Raw genomic sequence first — 15,670 nt, 5'->3', positions numbered from 1 at the left:
CCGATCCCCCGATCTGCGACTCCATGAAGATGCGAGCCTGCGCCCTCGTTGCGTATGTGTAAAGATTGCCGACACCCGGAATGGGTGGCGGAATGGATGAGTCAGCGCGGATGCGCCGCGCGACGGAGACGGTCGTTGATCGCGATGCCGATGCCGGTTTCCGGGATGGAAGCGACAGCGATGGCATTGGCAGGCGCGGCGTCGGCGCGGTGGAGCGCGTCGAACAGGTTGGCGGCGGCCTCGGTGAGGTCGCCTGCGATGGAGAGGCTGTCGTCGCCCGAGACATCACCGAACCCGATCAGCCACTCACCTTCGCTTGCTTCGGTCGCGTTCAACCGGACGGGCTTGGACGGCGCGTAATGACTGTCGAGCTGGCCGGGGGCCACCACCTTGCCGTGCTCCGGCGAAGGCCGGAGCGCTGCGTTGTCGGGCGATCCGCTCTCCTCACCAGGACTCCGGCCTTCGCCGGAGAACAGGTCTTCAAAGGTCAGAGGCCCCGGCCGCAATATCTCCCGCCCGCGCACGATGGTCGATTCCAGCCCCGCCTCGGTCGCGCCATCGTCGATCACCAGCGGGATGCGCCCTGCAAGACTGGCCGCAACATGCGCCGCGCGGGTCGGGCTGATCCCGCCGCTGGCGTTCGCCGAGGGCGCCGCCAGCGGTTTGCCGCTGGCCGCCAGCAGCGCCTGCATCGCGCGGTGGCGCGGCACCCGGATCGCAATCGTCTCGAGACCCGCGGTCACCAGCGAAGCGATCCCCGCATCGGAGCGGACCGGCAGCACCAATGTCAGAGGCCCGGGCCAGAAACGCCGCGCCAGATCGCGCGCGACATCGTCGAACTCGGCGATCCGCTCTGCCGCGGCAAGATCGGGCACATGCACGATCAGCGGATTGAACGAAGGCCGCCCCTTGGCTTCGTAGATTCCGGCGACAGCGCGCGAATCGGTCGCGTCGGCGGCAAGGCCATAGACTGTCTCGGTCGGCACGGCGACGCATCCGCCAGCCGCGATCACACGCGCGGCCTCGGCGATGGCGGCCTCGCCGTAGGGTAAGATGCGGGGATTTGTCGGACTCACCCAAGCGGCGCTATAGCGCGCGCGACAAGCCGACAAGAGAGGACACATGACCTTCACCCCCGCCATCGCCGATCAGCGTTTCGTGCTGGAGCATATCGTCCGCCTGGGCGAGCTTTCCGAAGAAGCCACGCCCGATCTGGTCGATGCGGTTCTGGAGGGTGTCGGCCAGTTCGCCGCGGGCGAATGGGCGCCGCTCGAGCGGCTGGGCGACGAGGTCGGCGCGAAATGGACCGAGGCGGGCGTGGTGATGCCCGAGGGGTTCGGCGCGGCGTACAGGGCCTATGTCGAAGGCGGCTGGGGCACGATCGGATCGCCGGTCGCCTATGGCGGGCAGGGCCTGCCGGTCAGCCTCGCCACCGCGGTGATCGAGACGCTCGGCACCTCGAACATCGGCTTCGCCCTCGCCCCGATGCTGACCGTGGGCGCGATCGAATCGCTGGTGCATCACGGGACTCAGGCCCAGCAGGACGCCTATCTGCCGAAGCTCGCGACCGGCGAATGGACCGGCACGATGAACCTGACCGAGCCTCAGGCCGGATCGGACGTGGGCGCGCTGCGCTCCACCGCCACGCCGCGCGGCGACGGCAGTTTCCTGATCAAGGGCACCAAGATCTTCATCTCGTTCGGCGATCACGACATGGCCGACAATATCGTCCATCTCGTCCTCGCCCGCACGCCGGGTGCGCCCGCGGGGACCAAGGGCATCTCGCTGTTCCTGGTGCCCAAGTACCGGCTGAATGCCGACGGCACGCCGGGTGAGTTCAACGATGTCCGCACCGTCTCGATCGAGCACAAGATGGGCATCCATGCCTCGCCCACCTGCGTGCTGAGCTTCGGCGACAATGACGATTGCGTCGGCGAGCTGATCGGCAACGAGATGGGCGGCATCGTCGCCATGTTCACGATGATGAACAATGCCCGGCTCAATGTCGGGCTGCAGGGCGTCGAGGTGGCCGAGCGCGCCACCCAGCGCGCTGTCGCCTATGCCCGCGAGCGCATCCAGTCGGCCCGCGCCGGCGCGCCGAGCCGCGAGAGCGTCGCGATCATCGAGCATCCCGATGTCCGCCGCATGCTGCTGCGGATGAAGGCGCAGACCCAGGCGGCACGTGCGCTCGTCTATCTCGCCTTCGGCCAGCTCGACCGCGCGCATGCGGGTGACGCCAAGGCCAAGGCGCGGGTCGAACTGCTCACCCCGCTGGCCAAGGCGCACGGCACCGATCTGGGCAACGAAGTCGCCTCGCTCGGCATCCAGGTCCATGGCGGCATGGGCTATATCGAGGAGACCGGCGCGGCCCAGCATTTCCGCGATGCGCGCATCTTCCCGATCTATGAAGGCACCAACGGCATCCAGGCCGCCGATCTGGTCGGCCGCAAATTGAGCATGGACAATGGCGGCACGCTGTTCGGCCTGCTCGACGAGATGCGCGGCGATGCCGAGGACGACGCGCTGGTCAACCTGATCGCCGCCTGCGACGAGGTGGCACGTAACCTGCTCTCGTCCGAGACCGACGACCGGCTGGCGGCGAGCTATCCCTTCCTCACCATGCTTTCGACCGCGGTGTGCGGCTGGCTGATGGAGGAGAGCGGCCGCATCGCCGCACGCAGCGAGGGCGACCCTGCGTTCCTGAAGATGAAGCAGGCCGCGGCGCGCTTCTATGTCGAGCAGATCGTTCCCGAAGCGCTGGGCCTGAAGGCCGCGGCGATGGCGAAGGCGGATGTGCTGTATGCGGTGGATGCGGAGGCGTTCGCGGCCTAGGCCGCGTCGCCCGAGGGGCACGGCTCCTTCTTCGCCAGTGGCTCGCCCTCCGCGAACCAGCGCGGGTCGCCGGCCTCGGAATCATAGTAACAGATCTGCGCCCCGCTGCCGTCGGGACGGATCAGCAGCGTCCAGTTATGCGGCCCGCAATTATGCGCCTCGCAACCCCATGAGATCAGCATGCCGTCGCGCAAGCGGATCGGGGTGGAGGGACCGGCATCGCCCCAGGTCAGCCATTTGCGGACCTCGGGATCGCGAACCGCGCCCAGGATCGCCGCACGAACGGCAGACACTTCGGTAAACTTCAGCCCATCGACCCGATCGAACGGATATTTGCCGACATGGCCCGACAGATCGACCTTCGGGCCGGGCGCGGGTGCGGGCACCGCGATGGAATCATTCTTCGGCGGCGGGGATGCGGGCTGGCAACCGGTTATCGCCAGCGCAGCCAAGGGGATCAGGAAAGCAGCGTACCTCATGCCGGAACGCTAGCAGATTCGGCGCGCTATTTCGCCTCGTGCGCCGGACGCAGACTCTCGCCCGCGCGGTCGCCGCGCAGGGACGAGACCCAGCTGATCGGGTTGAACGCCGATCCGCTGCCGTCATAGCTGTGGGTCACGAACTCGGCACGCCCGCCCAAGCTCTCGACCGGCACCGCGCCGCCCAGCCCGGTCGGCAGCGGAAAGCGGCTGTCGGCCGACTGGTCGCGATTGTCGCCCATCAGGAACACATGACCCGCGGGGACGGTGACTTGCCCATAGTCATCACCGAAGCTGGTATAGTCCGGCCCCAGATCGATCGTGTCGTAGCTCGCCCCGTTGGGCAGGGTCTCGCGGAACAGCGGCAATTCGCAATGCAGCTTGCCGTCCGGCCCCGTCCGGCGGAACTGGGCCAGCGCGCCGTCGCACGGCAGGTTGGCGTCGACCGGCAGCATCGCCGTGCCATGCGCCACGCGCGGCACCGGCTTGCCGTTCAGGACCACCACCCCGCCCTGCACCGCGATCGTGTCGCCGGGCAGACCGATCACGCGCTTGATCAGGTCCGCGCCGTCGCCGCGCCGCGCCACCGTCACGATGTCGCCGCGCTCGGGCAGAGTGCCCAGCAGACGTCCGGGGATCACCGCCGATCCATGGATCGAAGGCGAGGCATAGGACCAGCCATAGGGATATTTGGTCACCACCAGCCGGTCGCCCTTCACGAGTGCGGGCATCATCGAACTGGAAGGAATGTAGAAAGGCTTCGCCGCGACCGTCTGGAACGTAAAAACGCCTGCGAACAACAGGATGACGAAACGGATCGTCCCGCGCCAGCTATCCTTCTTTTCAGGTTCCGGCGTGGTGCTCATCGCAGTCAGACCAGCTCGCGGTCCAGCAATTCGCGGGCATCGAGGCCCAGCAGCGCGATATGATCGCGCACCCGCGGCCACATGCCGTTGAGGAACCGCTCGCGCTCGGCGATGCGCAGCCGCTCGACCGTGCCCGGCAGCACGAACATGCCCACGCCGCGGCGAACCTCGACATAACCATCGTCCTGGAAGCTCTGATAGGCCTTGGCCACGGTCAGCGGATTGGCGCCATGTTCGGCGGCGAGTGCACGCACCGAAGGAAGCTGGTCCCCTGCCCGGAACTGGCCCCGCAGGATCGCCGCAGCGATCGTCGCGCGAAGCTTCAGATATACCGGGCTGTCGTCATGTTCGAGCGCTGTCATGGTGTGATAATACACCAAATACAGTGTCCGTCTAGTCCCCCACCGACCAGACCTGTACGATTTCGGACAGTAACGGACGGGGCCGTTCCTCAAGGTCTCGCGCAGGCGTGCCGATGAACATGAATCCCGCGATCTTCTCCGGCGCCGCGCCGAACAGGTCGCGCACCGCATCCGAATAGCTTGCCCATCCGGTCAGCCAGCCGCCGACGAAACCCATCGCATGCGCGGCGTGGAGCAGGTTCATGCAGGCGGCACCCGCGGAAAGCTCCTGCTCCCACACCGGCACCTTGTGGCCATGGACGGGCTTCGAGAGTACCACGACCAAAGCGGGCGACTGGGTGGCGAACTGCGCCGCCGCTTCCACGTCGCGCGGGCCGGCATCGGCCTTCTCCGCCATCACGATCTCGCCCAGCTTCGCCGCCAGCGCGGCGCGGGCATCGTCGGGCACGATCACGAAGCGCCAGGGGAACAGCTTGCCGTGGTCCGGCGTGCGTGAGGCGATGGCGATCATCGCGTGGAGTTGGTCCATGTCCGGCCCCGGCGCGACCAGATCGCGCGGCTTGCCCGAACGGCGGGTTTCGAGGAGCGACAGCGGCGTGGTGCGATCGTTGAATATCATGAGGCCCAGCTAGGCCGCCTTGCCCCGTCCCGCAATGCGGCCGACGTGAAACCAATCGGTCACAATGCGCTTGGCATGTGTGATTGAGTCGTTAGGTTCCCAAGCCATTCATCGTCCTGACGGAATTGCGCAGGGCGAGCAAATAGCTTGAAGGGGAGCAGTCCTTTGCGGACAGAAGATATCATCGCCATGCTCGCGGGAATCGCGTTGCTGGTGTTCCTTGCCGGGGGCGGCATGATCGCCACCAGCAAGAAGCCCGAATTTGCGGGCCATCCCAAGGGACTCTACGTCCTGTTCTTCGCCGAAATGTGGGAGCGTTTCTCCTATTACGGCATGCGCGCACTGCTGATCTTCTACCTCACCAAGCACTGGCTGTTCGGCGATAGCCACGCGAACCTGATCTACGGCGCCTATACCAGCCTCGTGTACATCACCCCGGTTCTGGGCGGCTATCTGGCCGATCGCTATCTGGGTCAGCGCAAGGCGGTGCTGTTCGGCGCCGTGCTGCTCACCATGGGCCATGTGCTGATGGCGGTGGAAGGCTCCACCGGCGTGATCGATCCGGTCATCAAGCAGGCCGATCCCGCGATCAACGTGTTCTGGATGGCGCTCTCGCTGATCATCGTCGGCTCGGGCTTCCTGAAGGCCAATATCTCGGTGATCGTCGGCCAGCTCTATGCACGCACCGATGTGCGCCGCGACGGCGCCTATACGATCTTCTACATGGGCATCAACGTCGGCGCCGCGATCGGCACCATCCTGGCCGGCTGGCTGGGCGAGACCTATGGCTGGGCCTATGGCTTCGGCGCGGCGGGCCTCGGCATGCTGCTCGGCCTGATCGTGTTCGTGCTCGGCAAGCCGCTGCTGATGGGTCAGGGCGAATCGCCCGATCCTGCAAAGCTTGCGCGCCCGGTGGCGGGCATCAAGTTCGAATATATCGTCTATGCGCTGGGCTTTGCCTCGGCGTTCGTGATCTGGGGCCTGATCCAGTATCAGAGCGTGATCCAGAACCTGCTGATCGTGTCGGGCGTCGGCCTGCTGCTCTACGTCCTGTACGAGAGCTTCAAGCTGGAGCCGCATGCGCGTGACCGCATGTTCGTCGTGCTGTTCCTGATCGCGCTGAACCCGGTCTTCTGGGGCCTGTTCGAACAGGCCGGCGGCAGCCTCAACCTCTACACCGATCGCTTCGTCGACCGTGCAGGCGTTCCGGCTTCGCTGTTCCAGTCGATCAACCCGATCTACATCGTGCTGATGGGTCCGATCTTCGCGGGCCTGTGGGTCTGGCTGGGCAAGAAGGGTCTCGAGCCTTCGGCCCCGGCCAAGTTCGGCCTCGCGCTCGCACAGGTCGGCTTCTCGTTCCTCATCTTCGTATGGGGTGCGCAGATGGTCGGTCCGGAAGTGATGACGCCGGTGCTGTTCGTGTTCCTGATCTACTTCTTCCAGACGACCGGCGAGCTCTGCCTGTCGCCGGTGGGTCTCTCGGCCATGAACCGCCTCGCGCCGAAGCATCTGGCGTCGCTCATCATGGGCGCCTGGTTCTACATGACCGCGGTGGGCAATTTCGTCGCGGGCAAGATCGGTGAGGCAACCGGCGGTCATGACGGCGAGATGACCAAGCAGGGCACGCTCGACGTCTATTGGAACATCGGCCTGTGGACGATGGGCATCGCGCTGGCGGTGCTGATCCTGTCGCCGATCGTGAAGAAGCTGATGCACCTCGATACGCTGAAGGACGACGAGCTGGCCGGTCAGTCCGAACTCGGCGAGCCGCAGGCGGCCGGAACCGGGACCAGCGGCGAAACCCGCTGATCCCTTCGATGGACGAACGCGTGGAGGCGGTCCTGCAATCCCTGCAGGCCGCCTCTTCGTTTTCGTACCGCGAGCGGATGGGGCCGAAGTTCGGCATCCATGTCGAACAGGCCTGGGGCGTGCCGATGGCCGCGATCCAGGCGATCGCCAAGCCGCTGCGGAACGATCACGAACTGGCCGAAGCGCTGTGGGCGACCGGTTGGTACGAAGCACGCATCGCCGCGATCCTGATCGACGATGCGGCGCAGGTGACGCGGGAACAGATGGACCGCTGGCGCGCCGATTTCGACAATTGGGGCGTCACCGACACCGCCTGTTTCAAACTGTTCGATCGCGTACCGCATGCGCCCGCCAAGGTGGCGGAGTGGGCGCGGCTGAACGATGAGTTCGGGCGGCGGGCCGGCTTCGCGCTGCTGGCCTGCCTGGCGCTGCACGGCAAGCAGGCCGATTACCTCGAGGGCTTGAAGCTGATCGAGAGCGCCGCGACCGACGAACGCAACTTCGTGAAGAAGGGCGTCAACTGGGCACTCCGCGCGATCGGCGGCAAGAAGGACCCGGCGCTGCGTACGGCCGCCCGCGAGACTGCGACGCGGCTGGCGGCGTCAAAGGACAAAACCGCGCGCTGGAACGGCAAGGACGCGCTGCGCGAATTTGCGAAGAACGATGCTAGGTTGAAGGCGGAGCGCGAGACTTAGAATCCTCGTACGGAAAGGACAGGGCAGTGGCCGATCATCTCGGACGGATGTTCAGATTCTATGCGCTATTGGCCATCCTTCCGCTGGCGGCCGGATTCTTCGGCGTCTGGTCGTTGGCCATCGGGTATCTGCTCTTTCTGCTGGTCGCCGCTGGCCTCATCGCGATGCTGATCGGCACCCTGATCTGGATCGACCGCGGCATGAAGCTGCCGGTCGAGCGACGGCAACGCGCGCTTCTAATCGGGCTAGCGCCGCTCTTGTTCGCGGTCAGTGTGGTGGTCGTCATGCCGCTGTTCGACGCGGGTAATTTCTTCGCCAGCCTGATCCGGTTGACCATCGACCGCGATCATTATGAAGCCATCATCGCGAAGGCGGGTTCGGTGCCGGGAGAACGTTACGGTCAGGATGGCAACATCGACTATATCACCGTCCCGGGGCCGCCGGTGCGTGTCGCGTTCCGCCATGGCGACATGCGCCAGCCTTGGGGCGCCACCGTCTACGATCCCAGCGGCGACGTGATGTTGGCGAAAGGCCATTTCGACCAGTCCGGGCTCTGGATTGCACCGGCTTCGGTCAGAGACCTCGGTATGATCACCGGCTGCCGCCACCTCTGGGGCGACTATTATACCTGCTGGGAATATGATTGACCGGTCTCAACCCTGAGGCATCCCCAAACGAAGAGGGGGCGCCGCACCATCGTGCGACGCCCCGTTCTCATCTCAACCGGTAGCCAGGCTTACCAGATCTTCACGCGATCCTTCGGCGCGAGGTACAGCTTGTCGCCGGGCTTCACGTTGAACGCGACGTACCAGGCGTCGACGTTACGGACGATGCCGTTGACGCGATACTTGGCCGGCGAGTGCGGGTCGGTCAGCACCTGGTTGCGCAGCGCATCGTCGCGCGACTTGCTCTGCCAGGCCTGGGCATAGGACAGGAAGAAGCGCTGATCGCCGGTCAGGCCGTTGATCACCTTCGCCTTGCCGTGCGTCGCCTGATAGCGCTGGTACGCGCCATAGGCCGCCTCGACGCCGCCCAGATCGCCGATATTCTCGCCCATGGTCAGCGCACCCTTGATGTGCAGGCCGGGTAGCGGCTCATAGCCATCGAACTGGGCGCCCAGCGCGGCGGTGCGCGCCTTGAACGCGGTCTTTGCCGCTTCGGTCCACCAATTCTCGAACTTGCCGGTCGGGCCGAACATGCTGCCCTGATCGTCGAAGCCATGGCCCATTTCATGGCCGATGATCGCGCCGATCGCGCCATAGTTCACCGCCGGATCGGCATTCATGTCGAAATAGGGCGGCTGCAGGATCGCGGCCGGGAAGGTGATCTGGTTCGCCAGGGGGTTGTAATAGGCGTTCACCGTCTGCGGGGTCATGCTCCACAGGGTGCGGTCCACCGGCTTGGGGAAACGCTGCAGCTCGAGCTGATGCTCGAATTCGCCGCTGCGCATCACATTGCCCAGGATATCGCCCCGATCGATCGCCAGCGACCAATAGTCGATATACTTCTCCGGGAAGCCGATGCGCGGTTCGAACGCAGCCAGCTTCTTCAGCGCGGCGGCGCGGGTCGCCTCGTCCATCCACGACGACTTCTCGATCCGCTCCTTGTAGGCGCCACGCAGATTCTCGATGAGCTCGCCCATCTGCTTCTGCGCCGCGGGCGGGAAGTGGCGGGCGACATAGATCTCGCCGACCGATTCACCCAGCGCGCCGTTGACCATCTGGATGCCGCGCTTCCAGCGCTCGCGCTTGGTCTTCACGCCCGACAGGGTGGTCGAATAGAAGCCGAAGCGGGTGTCGTCGAACACCTTGGGCAGATAGGACGCGTTGCTGCTGACGAAGTGGAAGGTCAGATAGTCCTTCCACGTCTGCACCGGAGTCTCGTTGAAGATCTTGCCCAGCGCGGTCACCGCGGTGTTCTGGGTCATCAGGATCGTCGGCGAGGAATCGACGCCCGCGGTCTTGAGCAGCAGCGCCCAATCCCAGTCCGGCGCCTTCTTCTCGAGACCCTCAAGGCTCTGCGGATCGTTCAGCTTGGCGATGTCGCGGCTCTGGACCGGGGTCCAGTGGACCTTGGCCATCGCGGTTTCCAGCGCGAAGATCGTGTCGGCCTTGGCCGATGCGTCGGCGACGCCGGTCAGTTCGAGGATGCGCTGGATATAGGCGCGATAGGCCTTGCGGAAGCCGTCATACTTCTCGCCTTCGAGCAAATAATAGTCGCTCGGCATGCCGAGACCGCCCTGACCGACCGCCGCCGTGTAGCGCGACGGATCGGCGAGATCGGGGATGATGCCCAGGCCGACCGGCGACTGATAACCGACGCTGGCGAACAGCACCTGCAGCGCGGCTTTGTCGTTGGCGCCGTTGATCCGGTCGAGATAGGGCTTCAGCGGCGCGGTGCCGCGCGCTTCGATTCCCGCCTCGTCCATCCAGCTGGCGTAGAAATCGCCGATCTGCTTGCCCTTGGCGCCGAACTGGGCGGGGTTGGCGGCCATGTCGTCCAGGATCTTGCGGACATTGACCTCGGCTTCTTCGGTCAGCTTGACGCCGTAACCGGCGCTGGCGCGGTCGGCCGCGATCTCGGTGCGCTTGTCCCAGCCGCCATTTACGTAGGTCCAGAAATCGTCGCCCGGCTTCACGCTGGTGTCGATCGTGGTCAGATCGACGCCGAAGCTGCCGTAACGCGGGCCCGAGGGCACCGACTGGGTGAGCGCCGGCATCGAAATAGCCAGCAAAGCGGCGCCCGCGGTGAGGCGAGCAAAGGTCTTGAACTTCATGCGGACAGCCCCTCTGGAAAGTGTCTTATGAAACTATATCGGCCCGCCCGATGCCCGGCAACGGTTCGTCGCAGGCGTATGGACGAAACGCGGCTGGACCGGGATCAGGTGGAGCGAACGCCGTCACAGACGATCGTTTCGCGTAAATGTCCGGGCAGACTCAGTTTAAAAATCCTCCCCCGCCAGGGGGAGGTGTCAGCGCAGCTGACGGAGGGGGAGGATTCCAGAACAGAGGTTGGGGAGTCCTCCCCCTCCGTCGCCTTCGGCGCCACCTCCCCCTGGCGGGGGAGGATTGAAATTCAACCCACCCGGTTCGCCACCAGATCGTCCACCACGCTCGGATCGGCCAGCGTGCTCGTATCGCCCAGCGACGACACATCCCCCTCGGCGATCTTGCGCAAGATGCGGCGCATGATCTTGCCCGATCGGGTCTTGGGCAGGCCCGGCGCGAACTGGATCGCGTCGGGGGTGGCGATCGGCCCGATCTCGGTGCGGACCCAGTTGCGCAGCTCGATGCGCAGTTCCTCGGTCGCCTCGCAGCCGGCGTTCAGCGTGACATAGGCATAGATGCCCTGCCCCTTGATGTCGTGCGGCATGCCGACCACCGCGGCCTCGGCCACCTTGGGATGCAGCACCAGCGCGGATTCCACCTCGGCGGTGCCCATGCGGTGCCCGGACACGTTGATCACGTCGTCGACGCGGCCGGTGATCCAGTAATAGCCATCCTCGTCGCGGCGGCAGCCGTCGCCGGTGAAGTACTTCCCCGGATAGGTGGTGAAATAGGTCTGGAAGAAGCGCTCGTGATCGCCCCACACGGTGCGCATCTGCCCCGGCCAGCTGCGTGCGATGCACAGATTCCCTTCGGTCGGACCGGTCAGCACATTGCCCTCGGCATCGACGATCTGCGGATCGACGCCCGGCAGCGGACGCGTCGCGCTGCCCGGCTTGAGCGGGGTCGCCCCGGGCAGCGGCGCGATCAGTGCGCCGCCGGTCTCGGTCTGCCACCAGGTATCGACGATCGGGCAGCGACCCTCGCCCACCACTTCGTGATACCAGCGCCATGCCTCGGGATTGATCGGCTCGCCGACCGTGCCGAGCAGCTTGAGCGTCTTGCGTGAGGTCTTCGCGACATACTCATCGCCCTCGCGCATCAGCGCGCGCAGCGCCGTCGGGGCGGTGTAGAGGATCTCGACCTTGTGCCGGTCGGCCACCTGCCAGATGCGGCTGGCGTCGGGCCAGTTGGGCACGCCCTCGTACATCAGGGTCGTCGCGCCGTTCGCCAGCGGACCATAGACGATATAGCTGTGCCCGGTGACCCAGCCAATATCCGCCGCGCACCAGTAGACCTGCCCCGGACGGTAATCGAACACCAGTTCGTGCGTGTAGCTGGCCCAGAGCAGATAGCCCGCGCTCGAATGCAGCACGCCCTTGGGCTTGCCGGTCGAACCCGAGGTATAGAGGATGAACAACGGGTCTTCCGCGCCCATCGGCTCGACCGGGCAATCGGCCGAAACCTGCGCCGCAGCCTCGTGATACCAGATGTCGCGGCCGGGCGTCATCGCCACCTCGCCGCCGGTCGCGCGGACGGTGATGACCTTTTCCAGCGCCGGCGCATGTTTGGCAGCGGCATCGACATTGGCCTTGAGCGGCACCTTCTTGCCCGCGCGGCGGCCTTCGTCGGCGGTGATCACCACCGCGCTGTCGCAATCGGTGATGCGGCCGGCCAGAGCTTCGGGCGAGAAACCGCCGAACACCACCGAATGGATCGCCCCGATCCGCGCACAGGCCAGGATCGCGAACGCCGCCTCGGGGATCATCGGCATGTATACGGTGACGCGGTCGCCCTTCTTCACCCCTTGGCCTTTAAGCACATTGGCGAAGCGGCAGACCTCGGCATGAAGCTGGCGATAGGTGAAATGTTTCGGCGATTCCGAAGGCTCGTCGGGTTCCCAGATGATCGCGGTCTGATCACCCAGCTTCGCCAGATGCCGGTCGATACAGTTGGCGGCGACGTTCAGCTTGCCGTCGGCGAACCAGCGGATGTGGAAATCGCTTTCGTCGAACGACCAGTCGCCGGCCAGTTCGGGGCGCTTGATCCAGTCGAGCCGCCGCGCCTGTTCCAGCCAGAAGCTGCCCGGATCGGCGATCGAGCGGCCATAGAGCTTCTCATAGCCATCGGCGTTCACCCGTGCGCGGCGCGTCCATTCGTTCGGAACGGGATAGACGCTCTCACTCACATGGATTCTCCAGCTCTGGGTTGATTGCTCTTTGCCCATGCATCCCCGGTGCGCAAGGCGCTGTTTCCGTTACGGCGACGCTCCGATCCGCAGTCCAGCAACGTTTGCGACAAACTGCGACATAGTTTTTGTGGAACCCAATGGCGTTCGAAACCATCTAGCCCCCATGATCAAACGCCCGATCACCTTGCTCCTCGTCGCCGCGCTGCCGCTTTCGGCGTGCGCCACCGGCCCGGACTATCGCCCCAAGAGCGCGACCGAACTCGGCGTGCCCGATGCATGGTCGGTCGCCGCCAACCAGCAGAATCCCGAGGATCTCGGCCGCTGGTGGGCGAAGTTCGACGATCCGATGCTGGGCCAGCTGGTCGAGCAAGGGCGCACCGCCAATCTCGATGTCGCGGTGGCGGTCACCCGGCTGCGTCAGGCCCGCGAGTCGCTGGTCCAGTCGCGCGCGTCGCTGTTGCCCACGATCAGCGGATCGGCCGGCTATTCGCGCAACGTGAACGTGGCAGGCCAGAATTTCTCCGGCGCGAATGACAGTTTCTCGATCGGCGCCGACGCCAGCTATCAGCTCGATCTGTTCGGCGGAGTCAGCCGCGGGATCGAGGCATCGGGCGCGGCATTCGACGCGGCGAAGTTCGATTATGCCAGCGTACTGATCTCGGTGCAGGGCGAGATCGCGCGCAACTATGTCCTCGCCCGCCTCGCGCAGCAGCAGCTCGCCAATGCGCGCGACAGCCTCGCCATCCAGGACGACAATCTGGAGATCGCCGGTTTCCGCGTTCAGGCGGGTCTCGTCTCGTCGCTCGACGGCGAACAGGCCCGCGCCTCCCGCGCCCAGACCGCCGCGACGATCCCCTCGATCGAAGCCAGCTATAACGGCTTCGTCTCGCGGCTCGGCGTACTGACCGGGCAGGCGCCCGGCGCGCTCAAGGCCCAGATGGAAACGGTTCGTCCGATCCCCGCCGGCCCGGCCAGCATCGCGGTGGGCATCCCCGCCGATACGCTGCGCCAGCGCCCCGATGTGCGTTCGGCCGAACGCAATCTCGCCGCCGCCACCGCGCGGATCGGCGTGGCCGAGGCCCAGCTCTATCCCGCACTCTCGATCGGCGGCAGCCTCAATTCGGGCGGCGGCGCGCTCTCCACCTTGTTCGACGCGATCAGCGGACGGCTGTTCGCCAGCCTTGCCCAGACGATCTTCGACGGCGGCCGCCTGCGCAGCCAGGTCCGTTCCAACGAGGCCGCGGCCGAAGGCGCGTTCCTCACCTACAAGCAGACCATCCTTACCGGCCTCGAGGACGTCGAGAACGCCATCGTCGCGCTGAACGCCGCGCAGCAGCGCGCCGAGCAATTCGCGATTGCCTATGAGGCCGCCAACAACTCGGCGATCCTGTCGCGGATGCAATACCGCTCGGGCCTCACCGATTTCACCACGCTCAACACCGCCGAGTCGCAACTGCTCTCGGCACGCAACGGTCTCGCCCAGGCGCGGGCCGACCAGGCGACCGCTCTGATCCAGCTCTATCTGGCGCTGGGCGGCGGTTGGGACATTTCCTCCATTCCCGAAACGGGCGGTACCAATGGCTGACCAGAAGCTCGACGATTTCCTCGGCGCAAAGCCGGCACCATGGTGGCGCCGTTACCTGAAATGGCTGATCGCCGGGGTGGTGCTGATCGCCGCCATCTTCCTGCTGGCGCGCTACTTCGGCGGCTCCGAAGAAGTGAAATATTCCACGCAAGACGTCGAGCGCGGTAATCTGACCGTCACCGTCTCCGCCACCGGCAAGCTGGCGCCGACCAATCAGGTGCAGGTTGGCTCCGAACTCTCGGGTCTGGTCGAGGTCGTCTATGTCGACGTGAACGATCGCGTGACCAAGGGTCAGGCGCTGGCGGTGCTCGATACCTCGCGCCTCGACGACGCCATCACCCAGAGTGCTGCCGCGCTGAACGCGGCACAGGCAACCGTCGCGCAGAACCAGGCAACCGTCGCCGAGGCGCAGGCCCAGCTCGCCCGGCTTCAGGAAGTCAGCCGCTTGTCGGGTGGACGCGTCCCCGCCAAGGTCGAGATGGAGCAGGCCCAGGCCGCGCTCGCCCGCGCCATCGCCAATGTCCGCGCTTCGCAGGCAAACGTCGTGTCCGCCCGCGCCGCGCTGTCGTCCAACCAGACCCAGCGCAACCGCGCGGTCATCCGATCGCCAGTCAATGGCGTGGTGCTCGCGCGCCAGATCGATGCCGGCCAGACGGTCGCCGCATCGTTCAACACGCCGACCCTGTTCGTGATCGCCGAGGATCTGTCGAACATGGAACTGCAGGTTGCGATCGACGAAGCCGATGTCGGCGAAGTGAAGGACGGCCAGCCCGCGACCTTTACCGTCGACGCTTTCCCCGGCCGCACCTTCCCGGCGCGGATCACCCGCGTCGACCTCGGATCGAACCTGTCGGCCGAATCGAGCAGCTCGACCAGCACCAGCACGACCAGCAGTCAGGTCGTGTCCTATGCCGCCACGCTGAGCGTCTCCAATCCGGACCAGCAGCTGCGCCCGGGCATGACCGCGACCGCGGAGATCACCACCAAGGCGCAGCCGAACGTGCTGCTGGTGCCCAATGCCGCGCTGCGCTTCACGCCCGCCACCCCGCAGGCGAGCAGCAGCTCGTCCGGCGGCATCACCGGCGCGCTCGCCCCGCCCCGCCCCAACCGGCGCGGCAATGCGGAGAAGACCGCGACCACCAAGCGCGGTGCGCAGCAGACCGTCTATGTGCTGGGCGATGACGGCAAGCCGCAGGCGATCCAGGTCACCACCGGCGATACCAACGGATCGGTCACCGAAGTGACCGGCGGCAACCTGAAGCCCGGCATGAAGGTCATCACCGGCCAGCTCGCCAGCGGCAGCACCGGCCAGAGCAGCGGCAGCGGCCAGCGCCGTTCGGGCTCGGGCGGTCAGGGCGGCCAGAGCGGAGGCCAGCGTGGCACCGGTGGCTGATGCGTCGCCGCTGA

At 65.9% G+C, this 15,670-nt stretch carries 13 protein-coding genes; 6 read left to right on the top strand and 7 right to left on the bottom strand.

Annotation, left to right across the window (positions count from 1 at the left end):
- Nucleotides 1-101: 101 nt before the first annotated feature.
- A complete protein-coding gene (locus tag P1X14_RS11420) occupies nt 102-1,124 on the bottom strand; it encodes an L-threonylcarbamoyladenylate synthase (RefSeq protein WP_277315491.1) in 1,023 nt (340 codons plus the stop codon).
- On the opposite strand from P1X14_RS11420, the gene P1X14_RS11415 reads away from it, so the two are divergent.
- On the top strand, nt 1,123-2,832 hold the full coding sequence (locus tag P1X14_RS11415) for an acyl-CoA dehydrogenase (RefSeq protein ID WP_277315490.1): 1,710 nt from the start codon (nt 1,123-1,125) through the stop codon (nt 2,830-2,832). The two genes, P1X14_RS11420 and P1X14_RS11415, sit on opposite strands and share 2 nt — an antisense overlap.
- Here the strand turns inward: P1X14_RS11415 and P1X14_RS11410 are convergent.
- The 4 genes from P1X14_RS11410 to P1X14_RS11395 are packed head-to-tail and all read right to left on the bottom strand — an operon-like array spanning nt 2,829 to nt 5,158.
- Nucleotides 2,829-3,311, bottom strand: a complete 483-nt coding sequence (locus P1X14_RS11410) for a hypothetical protein (RefSeq protein WP_277315489.1) — start codon at nt 3,309-3,311, stop codon at nt 2,829-2,831. The two genes, P1X14_RS11415 and P1X14_RS11410, sit on opposite strands and share 4 nt — an antisense overlap.
- Before the next feature lie 26 nt (nt 3,312-3,337).
- On the bottom strand, nt 3,338-4,177 hold the full coding sequence (gene lepB / locus P1X14_RS11405) for a signal peptidase I (RefSeq protein WP_277315488.1): 840 nt from the start codon (nt 4,175-4,177) through the stop codon (nt 3,338-3,340).
- Nucleotides 4,178-4,182: 5 nt separating this feature from the next.
- The gene (locus P1X14_RS11400) at nt 4,183-4,539 is read right to left on the bottom strand and encodes a GntR family transcriptional regulator (protein ID WP_277315487.1); all 357 of its coding nucleotides are present in this window, start codon (nt 4,537-4,539) and stop codon (nt 4,183-4,185) included.
- 31 nt (nt 4,540-4,570) lie between these two features.
- Nucleotides 4,571-5,158, bottom strand: coding sequence for a nitroreductase (locus P1X14_RS11395; protein ID WP_277315486.1), 588 nt, complete (start codon nt 5,156-5,158; stop codon nt 4,571-4,573).
- A gap of 234 nt (nt 5,159-5,392) precedes the next feature.
- Between P1X14_RS11395 and P1X14_RS11390 the strand changes: the two genes are divergently transcribed.
- Genes P1X14_RS11390 through P1X14_RS11380 form a run of 3 tightly spaced genes read left to right on the top strand, consistent with a single transcriptional unit; the run spans nt 5,393 to nt 8,309 of the window.
- Entirely contained in the window at nt 5,393-6,967 is a 1,575-nt protein-coding gene (locus P1X14_RS11390) for a peptide MFS transporter (protein WP_277315524.1), read from the top strand.
- 8 nt (nt 6,968-6,975) lie between these two features.
- Nucleotides 6,976-7,662: a DNA alkylation repair protein gene (locus P1X14_RS11385; protein ID WP_277315485.1), complete on the top strand. Its 687-nt coding sequence runs from the start codon at nt 6,976-6,978 to the stop codon at nt 7,660-7,662.
- A gap of 26 nt (nt 7,663-7,688) precedes the next feature.
- Entirely contained in the window at nt 7,689-8,309 is a 621-nt protein-coding gene (locus P1X14_RS11380) for a hypothetical protein (RefSeq protein ID WP_277315484.1), read from the top strand.
- Nucleotides 8,310-8,398: 89 nt separating this feature from the next.
- Here P1X14_RS11380 and P1X14_RS11375 read toward each other — a convergent pair whose 3' ends face one another.
- A complete protein-coding gene (locus P1X14_RS11375) occupies nt 8,399-10,438 on the bottom strand; it encodes a M13 family metallopeptidase (RefSeq protein ID WP_277315483.1) in 2,040 nt (679 codons plus the stop codon).
- A gap of 299 nt (nt 10,439-10,737) precedes the next feature.
- Nucleotides 10,738-12,675 (bottom strand): acetate--CoA ligase, encoded by a 1,938-nt coding sequence (gene acs / locus P1X14_RS11370; protein WP_277315482.1) that lies wholly within the window; start codon nt 12,673-12,675, stop codon nt 10,738-10,740.
- Between the two features lie 166 nt (nt 12,676-12,841).
- On the opposite strand from acs, the gene P1X14_RS11365 reads away from it, so the two are divergent.
- Together P1X14_RS11365 and P1X14_RS11360 are read left to right on the top strand one after the other, a co-directional pair.
- Entirely contained in the window at nt 12,842-14,263 is a 1,422-nt protein-coding gene (locus P1X14_RS11365; protein ID WP_277315481.1) for an efflux transporter outer membrane subunit, read from the top strand.
- A complete protein-coding gene (locus tag P1X14_RS11360) occupies nt 14,256-15,656 on the top strand; it encodes an efflux RND transporter periplasmic adaptor subunit (RefSeq protein WP_277315480.1) in 1,401 nt (466 codons plus the stop codon). The genes P1X14_RS11365 and P1X14_RS11360 overlap by 8 nt, the downstream gene beginning before the upstream one ends.
- Nucleotides 15,657-15,670 lie beyond the last annotated feature (14 nt).

The sequence above is a fragment of the Sphingomonas sp. AOB5 genome, from assembly GCF_029433115.1.
GTDB lineage: Bacteria > Pseudomonadota > Alphaproteobacteria > Sphingomonadales > Sphingomonadaceae > Sphingomonas.
Note: the sequence above shows the minus strand (reverse complement) of the source record. Positions and strands in the feature narration are given on the sequence as shown.

Bases quoted from the DNA above. Each gene is read 5' to 3' on its own strand.
- P1X14_RS11410 (WP_277315489.1), bottom strand. From the start codon at position 3,311: ATGAGGTACGCTGCTTTCCTGATCCCCTTGGCTGCGCTGGCGATAACC.
- P1X14_RS11415 (WP_277315490.1), top strand. From the start codon at position 1,123: ATGACCTTCACCCCCGCCATCGCCGATCAGCGTTTCGTGCTGGAGCAT.
- P1X14_RS11360 (WP_277315480.1), top strand. From the start codon at position 14,256: ATGGCTGACCAGAAGCTCGACGATTTCCTCGGCGCAAAGCCGGCACCA.
- P1X14_RS11365 (WP_277315481.1), top strand. From the start codon at position 12,842: ATGATCAAACGCCCGATCACCTTGCTCCTCGTCGCCGCGCTGCCGCTT.
- lepB (WP_277315488.1), bottom strand. From the start codon at position 4,177: ATGAGCACCACGCCGGAACCTGAAAAGAAGGATAGCTGGCGCGGGACG.
- P1X14_RS11420 (WP_277315491.1), bottom strand. From the start codon at position 1,124: ATGTGTCCTCTCTTGTCGGCTTGTCGCGCGCGCTATAGCGCCGCTTGG.
- P1X14_RS11375 (WP_277315483.1), bottom strand. From the start codon at position 10,438: ATGAAGTTCAAGACCTTTGCTCGCCTCACCGCGGGCGCCGCTTTGCTG.
- P1X14_RS11385 (WP_277315485.1), top strand. From the start codon at position 6,976: ATGGACGAACGCGTGGAGGCGGTCCTGCAATCCCTGCAGGCCGCCTCT.
- P1X14_RS11390 (WP_277315524.1), top strand. From the start codon at position 5,393: ATGATCGCCACCAGCAAGAAGCCCGAATTTGCGGGCCATCCCAAGGGA.
- P1X14_RS11395 (WP_277315486.1), bottom strand. From the start codon at position 5,158: ATGATATTCAACGATCGCACCACGCCGCTGTCGCTCCTCGAAACCCGC.
- P1X14_RS11400 (WP_277315487.1), bottom strand. From the start codon at position 4,539: ATGACAGCGCTCGAACATGACGACAGCCCGGTATATCTGAAGCTTCGC.